General features: G+C 59.4%; 15 protein-coding genes, 2 tRNA genes and 1 pseudogene. 15 read left to right on the top strand and 3 right to left on the bottom strand.

All coding sequences use genetic code 11. The annotated features are described in order from the left end of the window. The first annotated feature begins 8 nt into the window (after window positions 1-8). The 9 genes from mutL to AC3IUA_RS28445 all read left to right on the top strand — a co-directional run bounded on the left by mutL (window position 9) and on the right by AC3IUA_RS28445 (window position 11601). Window positions 9-1907, top strand: coding sequence for a DNA mismatch repair endonuclease MutL (gene mutL, locus AC3IUA_RS28485; protein WP_489362513.1), 1899 nt, complete (start codon window positions 9-11; stop codon window positions 1905-1907). After that, on the top strand, window positions 1907-2878 hold the full coding sequence (miaA, locus tag AC3IUA_RS28480; RefSeq protein WP_489358094.1) for a tRNA (adenosine(37)-N6)-dimethylallyltransferase MiaA: 972 nt from the start codon (window positions 1907-1909) through the stop codon (window positions 2876-2878). Before mutL ends, miaA begins: the two co-directional genes overlap by 1 nt. A 97-nt stretch (window positions 2879-2975) precedes the next feature. Next, window positions 2976-3236 carry an RNA chaperone Hfq gene (hfq, locus tag AC3IUA_RS28475; protein ID WP_150640442.1) on the top strand — a complete coding sequence of 87 codons (261 nt, stop codon included), beginning with the start codon at window positions 2976-2978 and terminating at the stop codon, window positions 3234-3236. 12 nt (window positions 3237-3248) lie between these two features. Then, entirely contained in the window at window positions 3249-4550 is a 1302-nt protein-coding gene (gene hflX / locus AC3IUA_RS28470; RefSeq protein ID WP_489358093.1) for a ribosome rescue GTPase HflX, read from the top strand. Window positions 4551-4646: 96 nt separating this feature from the next. Then, complete coding sequence (hflK, locus tag AC3IUA_RS28465) at window positions 4647-5819, top strand: FtsH protease activity modulator HflK (protein WP_489358092.1); 1173 nt, start codon at window positions 4647-4649, stop codon at window positions 5817-5819. Then, a complete protein-coding gene (gene hflC / locus AC3IUA_RS28460) occupies window positions 5819-6688 on the top strand; it encodes a protease modulator HflC (RefSeq protein WP_489358091.1) in 870 nt (289 codons plus the stop codon). The genes hflK and hflC overlap by 1 nt, the downstream gene beginning before the upstream one ends. 305 nt (window positions 6689-6993) lie before the next feature. After that, window positions 6994-8181 (top strand): ATP phosphoribosyltransferase regulatory subunit, encoded by a 1188-nt coding sequence (locus tag AC3IUA_RS28455; RefSeq protein WP_489358090.1) that lies wholly within the window; start codon window positions 6994-6996, stop codon window positions 8179-8181. Window positions 8182-8235: 54 nt separating this feature from the next. Then, complete coding sequence (locus AC3IUA_RS28450; RefSeq protein WP_489358089.1) at window positions 8236-9528, top strand: adenylosuccinate synthase; 1293 nt, start codon at window positions 8236-8238, stop codon at window positions 9526-9528. Window positions 9529-9666: 138 nt separating this feature from the next. Then, window positions 9667-11601, top strand: coding sequence for a methyl-accepting chemotaxis protein (locus AC3IUA_RS28445; protein WP_489358088.1), 1935 nt, complete (start codon window positions 9667-9669; stop codon window positions 11599-11601). Between the two features lie 114 nt (window positions 11602-11715). Here the strand turns inward: AC3IUA_RS28445 and AC3IUA_RS28440 are convergent. The 3 genes and pseudogenes from AC3IUA_RS28440 to AC3IUA_RS28430 form a co-directional block, all read right to left on the bottom strand. After that, window positions 11716-12979: pseudogene (locus tag AC3IUA_RS28440) on the bottom strand (ABC transporter permease); the annotation flags it as partial. Between the two features lie 315 nt (window positions 12980-13294). Further along, a tRNA-Leu gene (locus tag AC3IUA_RS28435) sits at window positions 13295-13381 on the bottom strand. 167 nt (window positions 13382-13548) lie between these two features. Continuing rightward, window positions 13549-13635 (bottom strand) — tRNA-Leu (locus AC3IUA_RS28430). Between the two features lie 225 nt (window positions 13636-13860). Between AC3IUA_RS28430 and rnr the strand changes: the two genes are divergently transcribed. From rnr to rplI, 6 genes are all read left to right on the top strand, one after another. Beyond that, entirely contained in the window at window positions 13861-16491 is a 2631-nt protein-coding gene (gene rnr / locus AC3IUA_RS28425; protein ID WP_489358087.1) for a ribonuclease R, read from the top strand. After that, on the top strand, window positions 16488-17249 hold the full coding sequence (gene rlmB, locus AC3IUA_RS28420; protein WP_489358086.1) for a 23S rRNA (guanosine(2251)-2'-O)-methyltransferase RlmB: 762 nt from the start codon (window positions 16488-16490) through the stop codon (window positions 17247-17249). The genes rnr and rlmB overlap by 4 nt, the downstream gene beginning before the upstream one ends. Before the next feature lie 311 nt (window positions 17250-17560). Continuing rightward, complete coding sequence (gene rpsF, locus AC3IUA_RS28415) at window positions 17561-17986, top strand: 30S ribosomal protein S6 (protein WP_489067859.1); 426 nt, start codon at window positions 17561-17563, stop codon at window positions 17984-17986. 28 nt (window positions 17987-18014) lie between these two features. Beyond that, entirely contained in the window at window positions 18015-18245 is a 231-nt protein-coding gene (gene rpsR / locus AC3IUA_RS28410; protein ID WP_002551829.1) for a 30S ribosomal protein S18, read from the top strand. Between the two features lie 36 nt (window positions 18246-18281). Then, window positions 18282-19175 carry a hypothetical protein gene (locus tag AC3IUA_RS28405; protein WP_489358085.1) on the top strand — a complete coding sequence of 298 codons (894 nt, stop codon included), beginning with the start codon at window positions 18282-18284 and terminating at the stop codon, window positions 19173-19175. A 19-nt stretch (window positions 19176-19194) separates the two neighbouring features. Further along, the gene (rplI, locus tag AC3IUA_RS28400; RefSeq protein ID WP_008157007.1) at window positions 19195-19641 is read left to right on the top strand and encodes a 50S ribosomal protein L9; all 447 of its coding nucleotides are present in this window, start codon (window positions 19195-19197) and stop codon (window positions 19639-19641) included. Window positions 19642-19652: the final 11 nt, after the last annotated feature.

Genomic DNA, 19652 nt, shown 5'->3' with positions numbered 1-19652 from the left:
GCGAAGCAATGATCGGCGGCGCTCGTATCGAGCTGCTCAGCCCACGGCTGGCGAACCAGATTGCCGCCGGTGAGGTGGTCGAGCGCCCGGCTTCGGTGATCAAGGAGTTGCTGGAAAACAGCCTCGATTCCGGTGCCAAGCGTATCGACGTGGACGTCGAGCAGGCCGGGGTCAAGTTGTTGCGCGTGCGTGACGATGGCAGCGGTATCTCCTCGGATGACCTGCCGCTGGCCCTGGCGCGACATGCCACCAGTAAAATTCGCGACCTGGAAGACCTCGAACGGGTGATGAGCCTGGGGTTTCGCGGCGAAGCACTGGCGTCCATCAGTTCTGTCGCACGTCTGACCCTGACCTCCCGCACTCGCGGTGCCGAGCAAGCCTGGCAAGTCGAGACCGAAGGCCGTGACATGGCGCCTCGGGTCCAGCCGGCCGCCCATCCAGTGGGCACGTCGGTGGAAGTGCGCGATCTGTTTTTCAACACGCCGGCACGGCGCAAATTCCTCAAGGCCGAAAAAACCGAGTTCGATCACCTGCAAGAAGTGATCAAGCGCCTGGCGCTGGCGCGTTTCGACGTAGCCTTCCACTTGCGCCACAACGGTAAAACGATACTCAGCCTGCACGAAGCCCATGACGACGCGGCTCGCGCCCGGCGCGTGGCAGCTGTTTGCGGTGCGGGGTTCCTCGAGCAGGCGCTGCCGATCGAGGTCGAGCGTAACGGTCTGCACCTATGGGGTTGGGTCGGCTTGCCGACATTCTCCCGCAGCCAGGCGGATTTGCAGTATTTCTACGTCAACGGTCGAGCCGTGCGCGACAAGCTGGTCGCCCACGCAGTGCGCCAGGCTTACCGCGACGTGTTGTTCAACGGACGGCATCCAACGTTCGTACTGTTTTTCGAAGTCGATCCGGCGGTAGTGGACGTCAACGTGCACCCGACCAAGCACGAAGTACGCTTCCGTGACGGGCGCATGGTTCACGACTTCCTTTACGGCACCTTGCACCGTGCCTTGGGCGACGTGCGTCCGGAAGACCATCTGGCTGCACCCGTCGCGGTTGCCGGTATGGCCCGCCCTACAGGTATTGAGGCCGGCGAGTTCGGCCCACAGGGCGAAATGCGTCTGGCAGCCAATTTGCTGCTGGAACAGCCACAGCCGCAACCGACATTCAGCGCGCCGGGTTCAGGCGCTGGCGCGGGTTATCAGTACCAGTACACGCCACGGCCACAATCGACCTTGCCGGTGGCCGAAGCCCAGAGCGCTTATCGCGAATTTTATGCGCCTTTGCCAGAAAACGCGGCGGCTGCGCTGCCGGACGGCCAGGGCGATATCCCGCCCTTGGGCTATGCGCTGGCGCAGCTTAAAGGCATCTATATTCTCTCGGAGAACGCCCAGGGGCTGGTGCTGGTGGACATGCATGCAGCCCACGAGCGGATCATGTATGAGCGACTGAAAGTCGCGATGGCCAGCGAAGGCTTGAGTGGCCAGCCGTTGCTGGTGCCAGAGTCGATTGCCGTCAGCCAGCGCGAAGCGGACTGCGCCGAAGAACACATGAACTGGTTCCAGCGGCTCGGTTTCGAGTTGCAGCGACTAGGCCCGGAAACCCTGGCGATTCGGCAGATACCGGCGCTGTTGAAGCAGGCGGAGGCCAACCGGCTGGTGCACGACGTGCTGGCAGACCTGATGGAGTACGGCACCAGTGACCGGATTCAGGCGCATCTGAACGAGTTGCTCGGAACCATGGCCTGCCATGGCGCGATTCGCGCCAACCGGCGCCTGGCCTTGCCGGAAATGAACGGTTTGCTGCGTGACATGGAAAACACCGAGCGCAGCGGTCAATGCAACCATGGCAGACCGACCTGGACCCAATTGGGCCTGGACGATCTGGACAAACTGTTCTTGCGCGGTCGTTGATGAGCCAGCTCCCTCCCGCCATATTCCTGATGGGGCCGACGGCCGCTGGCAAGACCGATCTGGCCATCGAACTGAGCAAGGTGCTGCCCTGCGAGTTGATCAGCGTCGATTCGGCGCTGGTCTACCGCGGCATGGACATCGGCACCGCCAAGCCTTCGAAAGCGCTGTTGGCCGAGTTCCCCCATCAATTGATCGACATTCGTGACCCGGCACAGAGTTATTCAGCGGCTGATTTTCGCAATGACGCTCTGGCCGCCATGGCCGACATCACCGCGCGCGGCAATATTCCGCTGCTGGTAGGTGGCACGATGCTCTATTACAAGGCTTTGCTCGAAGGCCTGGCAGACATGCCGGCGGCCGATCCGCAGGTGCGCGCAGAAATCGAACAAGAGGCTGCACGCCTCGGCTGGCAAGCCCTGCACGACCAGTTGGCGGTGATCGACCCGGAATCGGCGGCGAGAATTCACCCCAATGATCCGCAGCGATTGAGCCGGGCGCTGGAAGTTTATCGCGTCAGCGGCCTGAGCATGACGGCCCTCCGGCAGCGACAATCTGCGCAAAGTACTGAAGCAGCCGCTTCGGGACGTGGACAATTGCCCTATACTGTCGCGAACTTGGCCATCGCTCCAGCGAACCGTCAGGTACTGCACGAGCGAATTGCACAAAGATTCACACAAATGTTGGAACAGGGGTTCATTGACGAGGTCGTAGCTCTGCGTACTAGAAGTGACCTGCATATCGGGTTGCCGTCTATACGTGCTGTAGGCTACCGACAAGTCTGGGATCATCTGGATGGCAAGCTGACGTCAGCCGAGATGCAGGAGCGTGGAATCATTGCCACGCGCCAATTGGCGAAGCGCCAGTTCACCTGGCTACGCAGCTGGGCTGACCTGCATTGGCTGGACAGCCTGGATTGCGACAATCTGCCACGCGCCTTGAAATACTTGGGAACGGTCTCCATATTGAGCTGAGTCCCTGCAATTGCCGTCTATCCTTTGGGGGTGTGACGGCCTAAGCTATTTGTTTTTCTAAATTTTTTTATTATTGATCCTTAAAGGAGTGCGGCACATGTCAAAAGGGCATTCGCTACAAGACCCTTACCTGAATACTTTACGTAAAGAGAAAGTTGGGGTTTCTATCTATCTGGTCAACGGGATCAAGCTGCAAGGTCAGATCGAGTCTTTCGACCAGTTCGTGATCCTGCTGAAGAACACCGTCAGCCAGATGGTCTACAAACATGCTATCTCGACAGTAGTGCCGGTTCGTCCAATTCGTCTGCCTAGCGCAACCGAAACCGAACAAGCTGACGCTGAGCCAGGTAACGCCTGATAGGAGTCTCCTTTGTTCTTTGAGCGCCACGGTGGTGGTGAACGGACAATACTCGTTCACTTGGATGGTCAGGACCCTGAGGCGCGCGAAGATCCGCAGGAGTTTCAGGAGTTGGCCATATCGGCCGGCGCCGAGACCGTCGCGTTTTTTAACGTGCCGCGTCATCGGCCAACCGCCAAATACCTGATTGGCAGTGGCAAGGTCGAAGAATTACGCGACCTGGTCAAAGCCGAGCAGGTAGATCTGGTAATTTTCAATCACGTCCTCACGCCCAGTCAGGAACGTAACCTCGAGCGTGTTTTCGAGTGTCGCGTGATTGACCGCACAGGCCTGATTCTCGATATCTTCGCCCAACGTGCCCGCACCCATGAAGGCAAGCTCCAGGTCGAACTGGCCCAGCTTGACTACATGAGTACGCGACTGGTTCGCGGCTGGACTCACCTTGAGCGGCAGAAAGGCGGTATCGGTCTGCGCGGCCCGGGTGAAACCCAGCTCGAAACCGACCGGCGTCTACTGCGGGTTCGCCTGCGGCAGATCAAGGGGCGACTGGAAAAGGTCCGCAGTCAGCGTGAGCAGTCGCGTCGCGGCCGAAAACGTGCCGACATCCCGACGGTTTCACTCGTGGGCTATACCAACGCCGGCAAATCGACGCTGTTCAACTCGGTGACCGATTCCGACGTCTTCGCGGCCAATCAGCTGTTCGCCACGCTCGACCCGACCCTGCGCCGTCTCGAACTCGACGACCTCGGTCCGATCGTGCTGGCCGACACCGTGGGTTTCATCCGTCACTTGCCGCATAAACTGGTCGAGGCATTTCGGGCAACGCTCGAGGAGTCGAGTAACTCCGACCTGTTGCTGCACGTGATCGATGCCCATGAGCCGGAGCGTATGGCGCAGATTGAGCAGGTCATGGTGGTGCTGGGCGAGATCGGTGCTCAAGACTTGCCGATCCTGGAGGTCTATAACAAACTCGATTTGCTCGAGGGCGTAGAGCCGCAGATCCAGCGGGATGCCGATGGCAAGCCGCAGCGGGTCTGGTTGTCGGCGCGGGACGGTACGGGTCTGGACTTGCTCAAACAGGCTGTCGCGGAGCTGCTCGGCAATGAAATATTCGTTGGCACCTTGCGCTTGCCTCAGCGTTTTGCTCGACTGCGCGCTCAGTTCTTCGCCTTGGGCGCAGTTCAGAAAGAAGAACACGACGAAGAAGGCATCAGTTTGCTGGCTGTTCGCTTGCCACGGGTCGAGTTGAATCGACTGGTGAGTCGCGAAGGCCTGCAGCCGCTGGAATTCATCGAGCAACACACTTTGCAATAAAAGCCTGAAAAAGCGGTTGTGCCGCTGTGGCAGGCATTCTGTAGCATTGGTCGGCGCGCCGTGGGTGCGTCTTTGCTTTATCAGATGGAGAGCGCTATGGCTTGGAATGAGCCGGGTGGCAACTCGAATAATCAGGATCCTTGGGGTGGTAAACGCCGCAATAACGGCGACCGCAAGGGGCCGCCAGATCTCGACGAGGCCTTCCGAAAGCTACAGGAAAGCCTGAATGGGTTGTTCGGTGGTGGTAAAAAACGTGGTGACGACGGCGGTGGGTCGGGCAAGGGCGGTGGTTACGGCTTGCTCGGCATCGGCCTTGTCGTGCTGGCGGCTGTCTGGCTGTATAGCGCGGTTTACGTAGTCGACGAGCAGGAGCAGGCCGTGGTGCTGCGCTTCGGTAAATACTACGAAACCGTTGGCCCGGGCCTGAACATCTACTTCCCGCCGATCGATCGCAAGTACATGGAAAACGTCACGCGTGAGCGTGCGTACACCAAGCAGGGTCAAATGCTGACTGAAGACGAGAACATCGTCGAAGTGCCGCTGACCGTGCAGTACAAGATCAGCAACCTGCAGGACTTCGTGCTGAACGTCGATCAGCCGGAAATCAGCTTGCAGCACGCGACCGAGAGCGCCTTGCGCCACGTGGTGGGTTCCACCGAGATGGACCAGGTGCTGACCGAAGGTCGTGAACTGATGGCCAGCGAGATCAAGGAGCGTCTGCAACGTTTCCTCGATACCTATCGCACCGGTATCACCGTCACTCAGGTCAACGTTCAGAGCGCAGCAGCACCGCGTGAAGTCCAGGAAGCCTTCGATGACGTGATCCGCGCTCGTGAAGATGAGCAGCGCTCGCGTAACCAGGCTGAAACCTACGCCAACGGCGTCGTGCCGGAAGCCCGTGGTCAGGCCCAGCGTATCCTTGAGGATGCCAACGGTTATCGCGACGAAGTCGTCTCCCGTGCCAAGGGTGAGGCCGATCGCTTCACCAAGCTGGTGGCCGAATATCGCAAAGCCCCTGAAGTCACCCGTGAGCGTCTGTACCTGGACACCATGCAGGAAGTCTTCAGCAACACCAGCAAGGTGCTTGTGAGCGGCAACAAGAATGGCCAGAGCAATCTGCTTTACCTGCCGCTGGACAAAATGATCGAAAGTGGCCGTAGCGGCTCTGCGCCGGTAACGGGCGCGGCAGCAGTGGGCGGCACTGATGTGAGCACGCGCAGCGCAGCGGATTCGCAGCAACAGCCAACGCGTTCCAGGGAGAGTCGCTGATGAGCAATAAATCGCTGATCGCCCTTATTGTCGGCGTCGTCGTGGCCATCGCTGCCTGGAACTGCTTCTACATCGTGGCTCAGACCGAGCGTGCGGTGTTGCTGCAGTTCGGCCGAGTGGTCCAGGCGGACGTTCAACCGGGCCTGCATGTGAAAGTGCCTTACGTTAACAAAGTGCGCAAGTTCGACGCGCGCCTGATGACACTGGATGCACCGACACAGCGCTTCCTGACGCTGGAAAAGAAAGCCGTCATGGTCGATGCCTACGCCAAGTGGCGGGTGAAAGATGCCGAGCGCTTCTACACCGCGACCTCCGGCCTCAAGCAGATTGCTGACGAACGCCTTTCGCGTCGTCTGGAATCGGGCCTGCGTGACCAGTTTGGTAAGCGCACCCTGCATGAAGTGGTTTCCGGTGAACGTGACGCGCTGATGGCTGACATCACGGCTTCGCTGAACAAGATGGCCAACAAGGAACTGGGCATCGAAGTGATCGATGTTCGGGTCAAGGCTATCGATCTGCCGAAGGAAGTGAACCGCAGCGTGTTCGAGCGTATGAGCACCGAGCGTGAGCGTGAGGCTCGCGAGCATCGCGCCAAAGGTAACGAGCTGGCGGAAGGTATTCGTGCCGACGCCGATCGTCAGCGTCGCGTGCTGCTGGCCGAGGCTTATCGCGAGTCGGAAGAGGTTCGCGGTGATGGAGACGCCCAGGCCGCTTCGATCTATTCCAAGGCCTACGGTCAGGATCAGGAGTTCTACGCGTTCTACCGTAGCCTGCGCGCCTACCGTGAAAGCTTTGCGAACAAAACCGACGTCATGGTCCTGGACCCAAGCAGCGACTTCTTCCGTTATCTGGAAAAGCCCAAGCCTTGATTCAGTACTCATCCGGCAACACCCCGTCGAGCGGCTAAAGCGCTTGGCGGGGTGATCCTTTGGGAAAACGGGTGTATGATGCGGCAGCCGGGAAATTCCCGGCTTTTTTGCGTCTGCATGTTTGATTGCTGTTTTTTATTGCACGGCGTCGAGTTGAATGACTCGACAGTTTTTTCGAGGAAAGTGGTTGGCGAAGCCGATTGCAGGCTGTTCGTCCCGTTGTTCATGCGCGGGAGGTAACCATTTTCTGCTTCACTCAAGGCTCGCCCGAGGGCTGGCCGCCCGGATCATAGGGGAATGGCGTAATGGCAACGGTAGACCGCTGGCTGCTGCCAGATGGCATCGAAGAAGTACTGCCGCCGGAAGCGGCGCGCATAGAAGTGGCGCGTCGTCAGGTGCTGGATCTGTTCCAGGGCTGGGGCTATGAGTTCGTCGTCACCCCGCATATCGAATACCTGGAATCCCTGCTGACAGGCGCAGGCCAGGATCTCGATCTGCGAACCTTCAAGGTGATCGACCCGCAATCGGGCCGGCAGATGGGCTTTCGTGCCGACATCACGCCGCAAGTGGCGCGCATCGATGCGCACACCCTGCGTCGCGAAGGGCCGAGCCGTCTGTGCTACGCCGGCAGTGTCCTGCATGCCCAGCCGCGGGCCTTGTCGTCCTCGCGCAGCCCGATCCAGCTGGGTGCCGAGTTGTATGGCGATGCCAGTCCGAGCAGCGACGTTGAAGTCATCAGCCTGATGCTGGCTATGCTGCAACTGGCCGACGTGCCGGATGTACACATGGACCTCGGTCATGTCGGCATTTATCGCGGCCTGGCCCGTGCCGCCGGTTTGTCCGGTGAAGTGGAACAACAATTGTTCGACGCCCTGCAACGCAAGGCGATCGATGAGGTCATTACCTTGACCGAAGGCCTGCCCGGCGATTTGTCGGGCATGCTGCGGGCCCTGGTTGATTTGTGTGGCGGTCGTGAAGTACTGCCTGCCGCCCGCGAGCGTTTGGCCAATGCGCCGGCTCCCGTACTGGCGGCGCTGGACGATTTGCTGGCGATTGCCGAGCGATTGTCCGCGCGTTTCCCCGAGTTGCCGCTGTACTTCGACCTGGGTGAATTGCGCGGTTACCACTACCACACGGGTGTGGTGTTCGCGGTATTCGTACCGGGCGTTGGCCAGTCCATTGCTCAGGGCGGTCGTTATGACGACATCGGCGCTGACTTCGGTCGTGCTCGTCCGGCGACTGGTTTCTCTACCGATTTGAAAACCCTGGTGACCCTGGGGCGTGCTGAAGTCGAGCTACCGTCTGGCGGTATCTGGATGCCTGACAGTACGGACGCAGCACTCTGGCAGCAGGTTTGCCAGTTGCGCAGTGAGGGTCAGCGTGTCGTTCAGGCGTTGCCTGGGCAACCTTTGGCCGCCGCCCGTGAAGCGGACTGCGACCGGCAATTGATTCAGCAGAACGGGCTTTGGCAAATATTGCCGCTGGCTTCTTGAGTTTTCCTGCCGGCCGTTGCCGGCACCAAGTTTGCGCGAATGAGGACAAGTGTTATGGGTAAGAATGTCGTAGTCCTGGGCACCCAATGGGGTGATGAGGGCAAAGGCAAGATCGTTGATCTGCTGACCGAACATGCTGCCGCCGTAGTGCGCTATCAGGGTGGCCACAACGCCGGTCACACGCTGGTGATCGATGGCGAGAAAACCGTCTTGCACCTGATTCCGTCGGGCGTCCTGCGCGATGGCGTGCAGTGCCTGATCGGTAACGGTGTAGTGGTTGCACCTGACGCCTTGCTGCGTGAAATCATCAAGCTGGAAGAGAAGGGTGTGCCGGTGCGCGAGCGCCTGCGCATCAGCCCGTCCTGCCCGTTGATCCTGTCCTACCACGTGGCGCTGGACCAGGCCCGTGAAAAAGCCCGTGGCGAGCTGAAGATCGGTACGACCGGTCGTGGCATCGGCCCGGCTTACGAAGACAAGGTTGCCCGCCGCGGCCTGCGTATCGGTGATCTGTTCCACCGCGAACGTTTCGCCGCCAAGCTGGGCGAGTTGCTGGATTACCACAACTTCGTACTGGTCAATTACTACAAAGAACCAGCGATCGATTTCCAGAAGACTCTCGACGAGTGCATGGAATACGCCGAGCTGCTCAAGCCGATGATGCTCGACGTCACCGCCGAGCTGCACGAACTGCGTCGCGCAGGTAAAGACATCATGTTCGAAGGCGCCCAGGGTTCCTTGCTGGACATCGACCACGGTACCTACCCGTACGTCACCAGCTCCAACACCACTGCTGGCGGCATTGCCACCGGTTCGGGTTTTGGTCCGATGTACCTGGATTACATCCTCGGCATCACCAAGGCGTACACCACTCGCGTGGGCTCGGGTCCGTTCCCGACCGAGCTGTTCGATGATGTCGGTGCATTCCTGGCCAAGCGTGGCCACGAGTTCGGCGCTACCACCGGCCGTGCCCGTCGTTGCGGCTGGTTCGATGCCGTGATCCTGCGTCGCGCTATCGACGTCAACAGCATCTCCGGCCTGTGCCTGACCAAGCTCGACGTGCTTGATGGTCTTGAGACCATCAATATCTGCGTGGGCTACAAGAATCAGGATGGTGCAGTGATCGACGCGCCGACCGACGCCGACAGCTACATCGGCCTGGAGCCGGTATACGAAGAAATGCCGGGCTGGACCGAGTCGACCCTCGGTGCCAAGACCCTGGAAGAGCTGCCTCAAGCTGCTCGCAACTACATCAAACGCGTCGAAGAGCTGGTCGGCGCGCCGATCGACATTATTTCGACGGGCCCGGACCGCAACGAGACCATCGTTCTGCGTCATCCGTTCGCTTAATAAGTCGTTGATGTAAAAGACAAAGGGCCCTTCTTGGGGCCCTTTTTCGTTTCTGTCGACCAAACGGCACGACCCTTGCTGTGATTCCCTTTTTCTGGTTGCCATCAATTTAATGGCGTCCTAGCAGAGGGATTTCCTGTGTCGGCCGTTCTCTCATTGTTACAAAGCCGTTTACTGCGGCCTGTGTTCGTTACCCTTGGTATCGCTCTCTTGGTACAAGTACTGGTGGCTGTCGCCCTGACCCGGAGCACGGTGACCGCGCTGGAGGCCGATCTCGGCAATAGCCTGGGCGTCGATAGCCAAAAACTCGCTGGCGAGCTCGAGCAAGCGGGACGTGAAGTCACGTCGAGTCTCGACAGCCTGTCCGCCAGTACCCGTCAACGTCTGACCGCAGGATTATCCTCGCGGCTGGAAGACGAGCAGGCGCAATTGCGCGCGACGCTGGAAAAGGGCCTGAAGGACTCGGCCAATGATATGGCCCAGTTGCTGGCATCCGTGGCTCCGCGAGCCATGTGGGACAGTGATGTGCCGACTCTTTCCGAGTTCGCTCGACGTGCCCAGCGCAATCCCAGCGTGCTGTTCGTGGTGTATGACGACGCCACCGGCCAGCATCTGACTCGCTATATGAACCGGGAAAACCCGATCAACAAGGCCCTTTTGGAAAAGGGCCAGGGCGACCGCGCGATGGACAAAATCCTCGATGCGGCGAAAAAAGATCCTTCGGTCTATTACCTCGAAGCCTCGATCAACCCCAATGGCGTGGAAATCGGCAAGGTCCTGATGGGCGTCTCCACGGCGTCGGTGGAAACCGATCTGGCGGCGCTGGACAAGCGCTTCTCGGCCTTGATCGCCAGCGGTGATCAACTGGTCGGCGACAGCCTCAAGGGGGCGGCGGCAGACAGCGCCACGGCCATGCGGGCGCGCTTGCAGTCGGCCCAAGCCACCGCCTCCGAGATGAAGGACAACACCACCAGCACTGTGCAGGAAGCTGCGGCAACCTTGCGCTGGCGGATCGGCATGGGCCTGGCGCTGGTCGGCTTTGGTGTCTTGCTGTTGCTGGCGGTGGTGCTGGGACGTCGAGTGGTCAACAGGTTGCATCTGCTGATCGCGGCGCTGAATGACCTGGCCGCCGGCGAAGGGGATTTGACCAAGCGCGTGCAACTCAACAGCAAGGACGAGATTGGCGAAATGGCCTCGGCGGTCAATCGCTTTGTCGACAAGTTGCAGCCGATCGTTCGCGAGGCGGGTGATGTAGCGCAGCGTACGGGCGTGGAAATCGGCGCCATGACCTTGCGCAATGCCGGTGCCGATGCGGCGGCGGCGGCGCAGCGCGACGAGGTGGCCGAGAGCTTGCGGGCGCTGTCGCAAATGGCTGATGAGGCGCAGGCCGAAAGTAATGCCATGCAGGCAGCCTTGCAGCAAGTGGTGGATATCCGTCAGGCGACCGACGAGAACACTCGTACCTCGGCTCAGGTCGGCAGTCTGATCGAGGCCTTGGCCGGGCAAGTGGAGACCGGGTCCAAAGTGATCGAGCGGCTGGCGCAACAAAGCGAGCAGATCGAAGTGGTGTTGACGGTGATTCACGGAATTGCCGAGCAGACTAACCTGCTGGCGCTCAACGCAGCCATCGAAGCAGCCCGTGCCGGTGAGACCGGGCGTGGCTTTGCGGTGGTGGCCGATGAAGTGCGGGCTCTGGCGAGCAAGACCCAAAGCTCTACCGGCGACATCCAGGCGCATATCGGCGCCTTGCAGCAAGGTGCCCGTGAGGCGGTAGCGGCGATTGGTCAAGCAGGTCGTCAAGCCAGCGAAGGTTTGCTGGTGCTGCGCGACAGCGCGCGGCTGCAGCAGTCGGTGCAGGCCTCGGTCGAGCAGGTGCATGCGGCGATTGGCCTGGCGACCCAGGCGGCCGCCCATCAGGCGAAAGGCGCACATGCGGTGCGTGGGCGGGTTGAAACCATTCATGCCCAGGCTGAGCGGGCGGCTCAGGCAGTGGTAGAAACCACGGCCAGCGGCGAGGTGCTGGATGGCCTGGCGGCGCAGTTGAAAGCGAGTCTGGGGCAGTTCAGAGCCTGAGGGGCCCAAAAAGATCGCAGCCTGCGGCAGCTCCTACGGTTTTGTGTGCATCCACAATGCTGCGGGTGTACTCGGTCGGCGTAGGAGCTGCCGCAGGCTGCGATCTTGGCGTTTTCAGCGGCTCAGGTACATCCGCGTCGTCAGCAGATAAACCGGCAACCCCGACACCAGAATCAACAGCGCCGCATAAGGCGCCGCTGCCGCAAACTCCACATTTGCGGTATGCGCCCAGACTTCCGTTGCCAAGGTGTTGAGCCCGGTCGGGCTGAGCAGCAAGGTTGCCGTCAGCTCCTTCATCGCATCCAGAAACACCAAGGCAAACGCTGCTCCCAGCGCCGGGAAGATGATCGGCAGGGTCACCCGGACAAATGCGCTGAAAGAAGACGCTCCGAGGGTTCGGGCCGCTTCCTCCAGTTGCGGTGCGGCCTTGTTCAGGGTGGTGCGGATCGGCGCCTGAGCCAGTGGCAGAAACAGCAGGGCATAAGCAATCAGCAGCAGGGCGGACGTCTGATACAGCGCCGGTACATAGTGCAAGGCGAAGAACACCAGTGTCAGCGCAATTACCAAGCCTGGCAGTGCATGCAGCAGGTAGGGCAGGCGCTCCGCCCACAGGGCCACTCGGCCCTTGTAACGAACTACCAGCAGGCCGACCGGCACTGCCAGCACCAGGCACAGTGCTGCACCGCCCAGGGACAGCGCCAGCGAAGACAGCAAGGCTTCGCTGATGGCAGCGACCGGGAATGCCGCTGACGAGCCCACGGCCAGCCAATGCACGAGCATGCCGAGCGGAACGCCACTGCCGATGCTCGCCAGCAGCAGGCAATATAGCTGGCCCGCAGCCGCCCATTTACCCAGGTGTACCTGCTCGGCATGCCGCGCCGCGCCCTGGCCAATGCGCACGTGACGCCCCTTGCCGCGAACCCGCAACTCCAGCCACAAAAGCACAAGGCACAGTGCAAGCAGCACTGCAGGCAGCATCGCCGCATTGGCGTTGCTGAACTCCAGTTCGAACTGCTGATAGACAGCCGTGGTAAAGGTTTGCAGGCCGATGATCGACAGGGCGCCGGATTCCACCAGCATGTGCAGGGCGATCAGCAGGGAGCCGGCCAGTAGCGAAGGCCAGAGCAAGGGCAGGGTAATCCTGAAGAACACCCCCCCAACGGTTTTGCCCCAGTGTCCGCGCAGACTCTTCCAGGGATGGATCGAGGTTGCGCAAGGTGGCTGCCACGGGCAAGAAAACCAAGGGGTACTTGGAGAGAGTCATGACCAGAATGGCGCCGCCGAGGCCTTCGAAGTTCGCGCTCAGCGACACCCAGGTGAAACTGCTGACAAAGGCCGGTACTGCGAACGGCAGGCAGAGCACCATGCCCCACAAGCGTATTTTGAAACATCATTCGCAGGGTTCCTCGCTGGCGTTTTGCAAAATCTTGTTACAATGATAAACGATATTGTTTCTCATGTGCGTCTTTGCAGGGCGGGTGAGGGTTTGCTAAAGCAGTCTCGGACGAGCTGCCGAAGGCTGCGATCTTTTGATCTTGATTGTTGGCGGAACTGAAATTGCTAAAGGTCAAAAGATCGCAGCCTGCGGCAGCTCCTACAGGGGGGCGTCCATGAGTTTTCGAATGCCTGAAACGCAAAAACCCGCTTTCGCGGGTTTTTGTGAAGCTTCAAAGCAATGCTTTGAAGTTTGAATTGGTGCCCAGAAGAAGACTCGAACTTCCACGACCTTGCGGTCACCAGCACCTGAAGCTGGCGTGTCTACCAATTTCACCATCTGGGCAGTATCAGCAGCGTTGTCCGCCGTTGATGAGGCGCACTATACGGAGAGCCTTTTGATCTGTAAACCCCTGTTTTGGTTTTATTAAATCAAAAACCTGGAATGCAAAAACCCGCTTTCGCGGGTTTTTGTGAGAGCCTGGAGATTGATGTAATCTCCAGCTCTTGAATTGGTGCCCAGAAGAAGACTCGAACTTCCACGACCTTGCGGTCACCAGCACCTGAAGCTGGCGTGTCTACCAATTTCACCATCTGGGCAGTATCGACATGCGTCTGCGTCGTCGATGGCGCGCACTATACGGACCACCTTTTTAACTGTAAACCCCTGTTATGAAAAATACCTGGAAAATTTCGCGAGCGGCATTCATGTGAGCTTTCTATGCTTGGCAAAGGGCGTTTCGAGCGCTGTCCGAGCCTGAAATTTCCCGTTTCAATACGCGTATGCCAAACTAACCCGCATATAGACAAGGTGAAAACTCTCTAATGGCCGATTGGCAGTCCCTCGATCCCGAGGCCGCTCGTGAAGCGGAAAAATACGAAAACCCTATTCCTAGCCGCGAACTGATCCTCAAGCATCTTGCTGATCGGGGTTCGCCGGCTAACCGCGAGCAGTTGGTGGAGGAGTTTGGTCTTACCACAGAAGACCAGATCGAAGCCCTGCGTCGCCGCCTGCGCGCCATGGAGCGCGATGCTCAGCTGATTTACACCCGTCGCGGCACCTACGCGCCGGTGGACAAGCTCGATCTGATCCTCGGTCGCATCAGCGGTCACCGCGATGGCTTTGGTTTTCTGATTCCGGACGACGGCAGCGACGACCTGTTCATGAGCCCGGCGCAAATGCGCCTGGTGTTCGACGGCGACCGTGCGCTGGCCCGGGTTTCTGGCCTGGACCGTCGTGGTCGCCGCGAAGGCGTGATTGTCGAAGTGGTTACTCGTGCCCACGAATCCATCGTCGGCCGGTACTTCGAAGAAGGCGGCATCGGTTTCGTGGTTGCCGACAACCCGAAGATCCAGCAAGAAGTGCTGGTCACGCCGGGTCGCAATGCCAGCGCGAAAGTCGGTCAGTTCGTCGAAGTGAAGATTACTCACTGGCCAACGCCACGCTTTCAGCCGCAAGGCGACGTGGTGGAAGTAGTGGGCAACTACATGGCGCCGGGCATGGAAATCGATGTCGCCCTGCGTACCTACGATATTCCCCACGTATGGCCGGAAGCGGTCTTGAAAGAAGCCGCCAGGCTCAAGCCGGAAGTCGAAGAGAAAGACAAAGAGAAGCGCATTGACCTGCGCCATCTACCCTTCGTTACCATCGACGGTGAAGATGCGCGCGACTTCGATGACGCGGTCTACTGCGAAGCCAAGCCGGGCAAACTGCGTCTGTTCTCTGGTGGCTGGAAGTTGTACGTGGCGATTGCCGACGTTTCCAGCTATGTGAAGCTCGGTTCGGCGCTGGATGCCGAAGGTCAGGTACGTGGCAACTCGGTGTATTTCCCCGAGCGCGTGATACCGATGCTGCCTGAACAGCTGTCCAACGGCCTGTGTTCGTTGAATCCGCGCGTCGATCGTCTGGCCATGGTTTGCGAGATGACTATCTCGAAAACCGGCGAGATGACGGATTACCAGTTCTACGAAGCGGTGATTCACTCGCAGGCGCGCCTGACCTACAACAAGGTCAGTACCATGCTCGAACAGCCGAAAACCAGCGAAGCCAAGCAACTGCGTGGCGAATACGCAGGCGTCGTGCCGCACCTCAAGCAGCTGTATGCGCTGTATAAAGTGTTGCTCGGCGCACGGCATGTCCGGGGCGCGATCGATTTTGAAACCATGGAAACCCGAATCATCTTCGGCTCCGAGCGCAAAATCGCTGAAATCACCCCGACCGTTCGTAACGATGCGCATAAGCTGATCGAGGAATGCATGCTGGCCGCCAACGTGGCCACCGCCGAGTTCCTGAAAAAGCACGAAATCCCTGCGCTGTACCGGGTCCATGCCGGCCCGCCGCCGGAGCGTCTGGAAAAGCTTCGCGCATTTCTGGGTGAGCTCGGTCTGTCGCTGCACAAAGGCAAGGACGGCCCGTCGCCGAAGGATTACCAGGCGCTGCTGGCCGGGATCAAGGATCGTCCGGATTTCCATCTGATCCAGACCGTCATGCTGCGCTCGTTGAGCCAGGCGGTTTATAGCGCCGATAACCAGGGCCACTTCGGTCTGAATTACGAAGCCTATACCCATTTCACTTCGCCGATTCGTCGTTACCCGGACCTGCTCACGCACCGGGCGATCCGCAGTGTGATCCATTCCAAGCAAAACACCCCGCACGTCAAGCGCGCCGGTGCGATGACCATTCCGAAAGCGCGTATCTATCCGTACGACGAAGCGGCGCTGGAGCAGCTCGGCGAGCAGTGCTCGATGAGCGAGCGGCGTGCCGATGAAGCAACCCGCGACGTCGTGAACTGGCTCAAGTGCGAGTTCATGAAAGACCGCGTCGGCGAGTCGTTCCCGGGTGTGATCACCGCCGTGACCGGTTTTGGCTTGTTCGTCGAGCTGACCGATATCTACGTCGAAGGTCTGGTGCACGTCACTGCCTTGCCGGGTGACTACTACCACTTCGACCCTGTGCATCACCGCCTGGCCGGTGAGCGTACTGGTCGCAGCTTCCGTTTGGGTGACACCGTCGAAGTGCGGGTCATGCGGGTTGACCTGGACGAGCGCAAGATCGACTTCGAGATGGCCGAAAAAACCATCAGCGCGCCGATCGGTCGCAAAAAACGTACGGCGGGTGTCGATGTACCTGCGGCGAAACCTGTTCCTGAGCCGGCAGCGGCCAAGACCGGGCGGCGTACCGCGGCGGAAAAAAAGTCCAGCGAAGCTTACCGTCCAAGCGATGCCGCGGCGAAAAACGCCGAGCTGCGCAAAAGTCGTGAAATGAAGCAGGCGTTGTTGAACGAAGCGAAGAGCGGCGGTAAAGCGGCGTCTGAGGGAAAGTCCGGAAGGTCGGGGCCAGCCAGTTCCACGGGCAAGCCAGCCAAACCGAGTAAACACCGTAAAGGCCCGCCGAAAGCGGGCTCGGCTCCAGCCGCGAAAAGCGGCGGAGTGCGTAAACCTAAGGCCAAGCCATGAGTCAGTTGGAAAAAATCTACGGCGTGCATGCTGTAGAAGCGTTGTTGCGTCATCACCCGAAGCGCGTGAAGCAGATCTGGCTGGCTGAAGGCCGCAGTGATCCGCGGGTTCAGACGCTGATTGAGCTGGCGAACGAAAATCGCGTGGCTGTCGGTCAGGCTGAAAAGCGTGAGCTGGATGCCTGGGTCGAAGGCGTGCACCAGGGCGTGGTGGCGGACGTGAGCCCGAGCCAGGTCTGGGGCGAGGCGATGCTCGACGAGCTGCTCGATCGCACCGAAGGCGCACCGCTTTTGCTGGTGCTCGACGGCGTGACCGATCCGCACAACCTCGGCGCTTGCCTGCGCTCCGCCGATGCGGCCGGCGCGCTGGCAGTGATCGTTCCGAAAGACAAGTCAGCCACGCTGACCCCAACGGTACGAAAAGTCGCCTGTGGCGCAGCGGAAGTGATTCCCCTGGTGGCGGTGACCAACCTGGCGCGCACCCTTGAAAAACTCAAGCAGCGTGGGTTGTGGGTCGTCGGTACGGCGGGCGAGGCTGAACAGGATCTGTATCAGCAGGACCTGACCGGCCCTACCATCCTGATCATGGGCGCGGAGGGCAGCGGTATGCGCCGCCTGACTCGCGATCTTTGCGACTACCTGGTACGCCTGCCGATGGCTGGCAGCGTCAGCAGTCTCAACGTTTCCGTGGCGACCGGTGTCTGTCTGTTCGAAGCCCTGCGTCAGCGCGGCGTCAAGGCTACTGCCAAAAAGCCCTGACACACCTCCGGTAGGAGCTGCCGCAGGCTGCGATCTTTTGATTTTGCTTTTTAGAAGATCAAAAGATCGCAGCTTTTTAGAGGGTCAAAAGATCGCAGCCTGCGGCAGCTCCTACAGTGTTCGGCTTTCCAGCTAAGGTGGTTGTTCAAATAATCACCAATTGCCTTGCACCCTTTCTATCCCTTCTCTACAATTGCGCCCCTTGCTGTGACGGCAGGCACGCATGTGTCTATCGCAAGCAAGTCCATAGTGTCATTCACTCCTTGTCTGACCGCTTTTGAGCGGCAGGCTACAACCCGTAAGGAGCATTCATGCGTCATTACGAAATCATCTTTTTGGTCCACCCGGATCAAAGCGAGCAAGTCGGCGGCATGGTAGAGCGTTACACCAAGCTGATCGAAGAAGACGGCGGCAAAATCCACCGTCTGGAAGATTGGGGCCGTCGTCAACTGGCTTACGCAATCAACAATGTTCACAAGGCTCACTACGTGATGCTGAACGTTGAGTGCACTGGCAAAGCCCTGGCTGAGCTGGAAGACAACTTCCGTTACAACGATGCTGTGATCCGTAACCTGGTCATCCGTCGCGAAGAAGCCGTTACCGGCCAATCCGAGATGCTCAAGGCTGAAGAAAACCGCAGTGAGCGCCGTGAGCGTCGTGACCGTCCTGAGCACTCCGACAGCGCCGATGGCGATGACGGTGACAACAGCGACGCCAGCGATAACGCTGACGAGTAATCCACGGACCTTTTGAGGAGCCAATTACATGGCACGTTTCTTCCGTCGTCGTAAATTCTGCCGCTTCACCGCTGAAGACGTGAAAGAGATCGATTACAAAGATCTCAACACCCTGAAAGCATATGTATCCGAGACCGGCAAAATCGTTCCAAGCCGCATCACCGGTACCAAAGCTCGTTATCAGCGTCAGCTGGCCACCGCTATCAAGCGCGCCCGCTTCCTGGCCCTGCTGGCCTACACCGACAGCCACGGCCGCTGAGACCGGGCAGTCGACACGTAGTAAGGGATTGAATGCATGCGCGCCTTAGCTGAGTTCATCATGCGCGGTCGTATGCAGGCCACTCTGGTAGTGGCTGGATGTGCCGCATTGCCGATGTTGTATTGGTTGGGTGCTGCCGCGGGAAGCTTCGTGCTTCTGCGGCGCGGATTGAAGGATGCCCTTGGCGTCCTTGCTCTGGGAATGCTGCCGGCGTTGATCTGGTGGCTTTATTCCGACGACCCGCGCGCACTTATGGTGTTGCTCGGGTCATCGGGCCTTGCGTTGGTTTTGCGCGCAAGTGAATCCTGGAACCGCGTGCTGCTGGTCAGCATAGCGATGGGGTTGGTGTTTTCAGTGGTGCTGGGTGCGGTTTACCGCCCTCAGATCGAAAGCCTGGCGCAGGAGTTGGTAAAAATCCTGCCGCTGGCGCTCGGTGATCTCTACCAGCAGTTTTCGGTAGAAGAGCGAGCGCGCCTGGCTTCACTGATTGCGCCGATTCTGACCGGCCTGATAGCGGCTTTGCTGCAGATCGTCAGTGTGCTGAGCCTGATTGTTGGGCGCTACTGGCAGGCGTTGTTGTACAACCCGGGTGGTTTTGGTCGCGAGTTTCGCGCCATCCGAATCCCGCTGGGGCCGGCGATGATGCTGCTGGCGTGCATGCTTCTGGGGCCGAATTTCGGTTCGCAGATGGCCATGTTGACGCCGTTGTGCAGCGTACCGCTGGTGTTCGCCGGGCTGGCCCTGATTCACGGGCTGGTGGCTGAAAAGCGACTGGCCAGGTTCTGGCTGGTGGGGTTGTACGTCACGCTGTTGCTGTTTATGCAGCTGCTCTATCCGTTACTCGTGGTGTTGGCCATTGTCGACAGCCTGATTGATTTTCGCGGTCGTTCTGCGCCGAAAGACGCCGATAACGCGAACGGTGAAGGTTAAAAGTTAAGAGGATTTTCACATGCAACTGATCCTTCTGGAAAAAGTCACCAACCTGGGCAACCTGGGTGACAAAGTGAACGTTAAGGCTGGTTACGGTCGTAACTACCTGCTGCCTTACGGCAAAGCTACCGCTGCGACCGCTGCCAACCTGGCTGCGTTCGAAGAGCGTCGCGCTGAGCTGGAAAAAGCCGCAGCAGACCGTAAAACTTCGGCTGAAAACCGCGCTGCCCAACTGGCTGAGCTGGAAGTGACTATCACTGCCACCGCCGGTGACGAAGGCAAGCTGTTTGGTTCGATCGGCACCCACGACATCGCTGATGCACTGACCGCCTCTGGCGTTGAAGTTGCAAAAAGCGAAGTTCGTCTGCCGAACGGCACTATCCGCAACGTAGGCGAATTCGACGTAGCCGTGCACCTGCACGCTGAAGTTGAAGCCACCGTACGCGTTGTCGTGGTAGCAGCTTAAGCAGTACTTGT

The organism is Pseudomonas sp. KH_050, from assembly GCF_057838875.1.
Note: the sequence above shows the minus strand (reverse complement) of the source record. Positions and strands in the feature narration are given on the sequence as shown.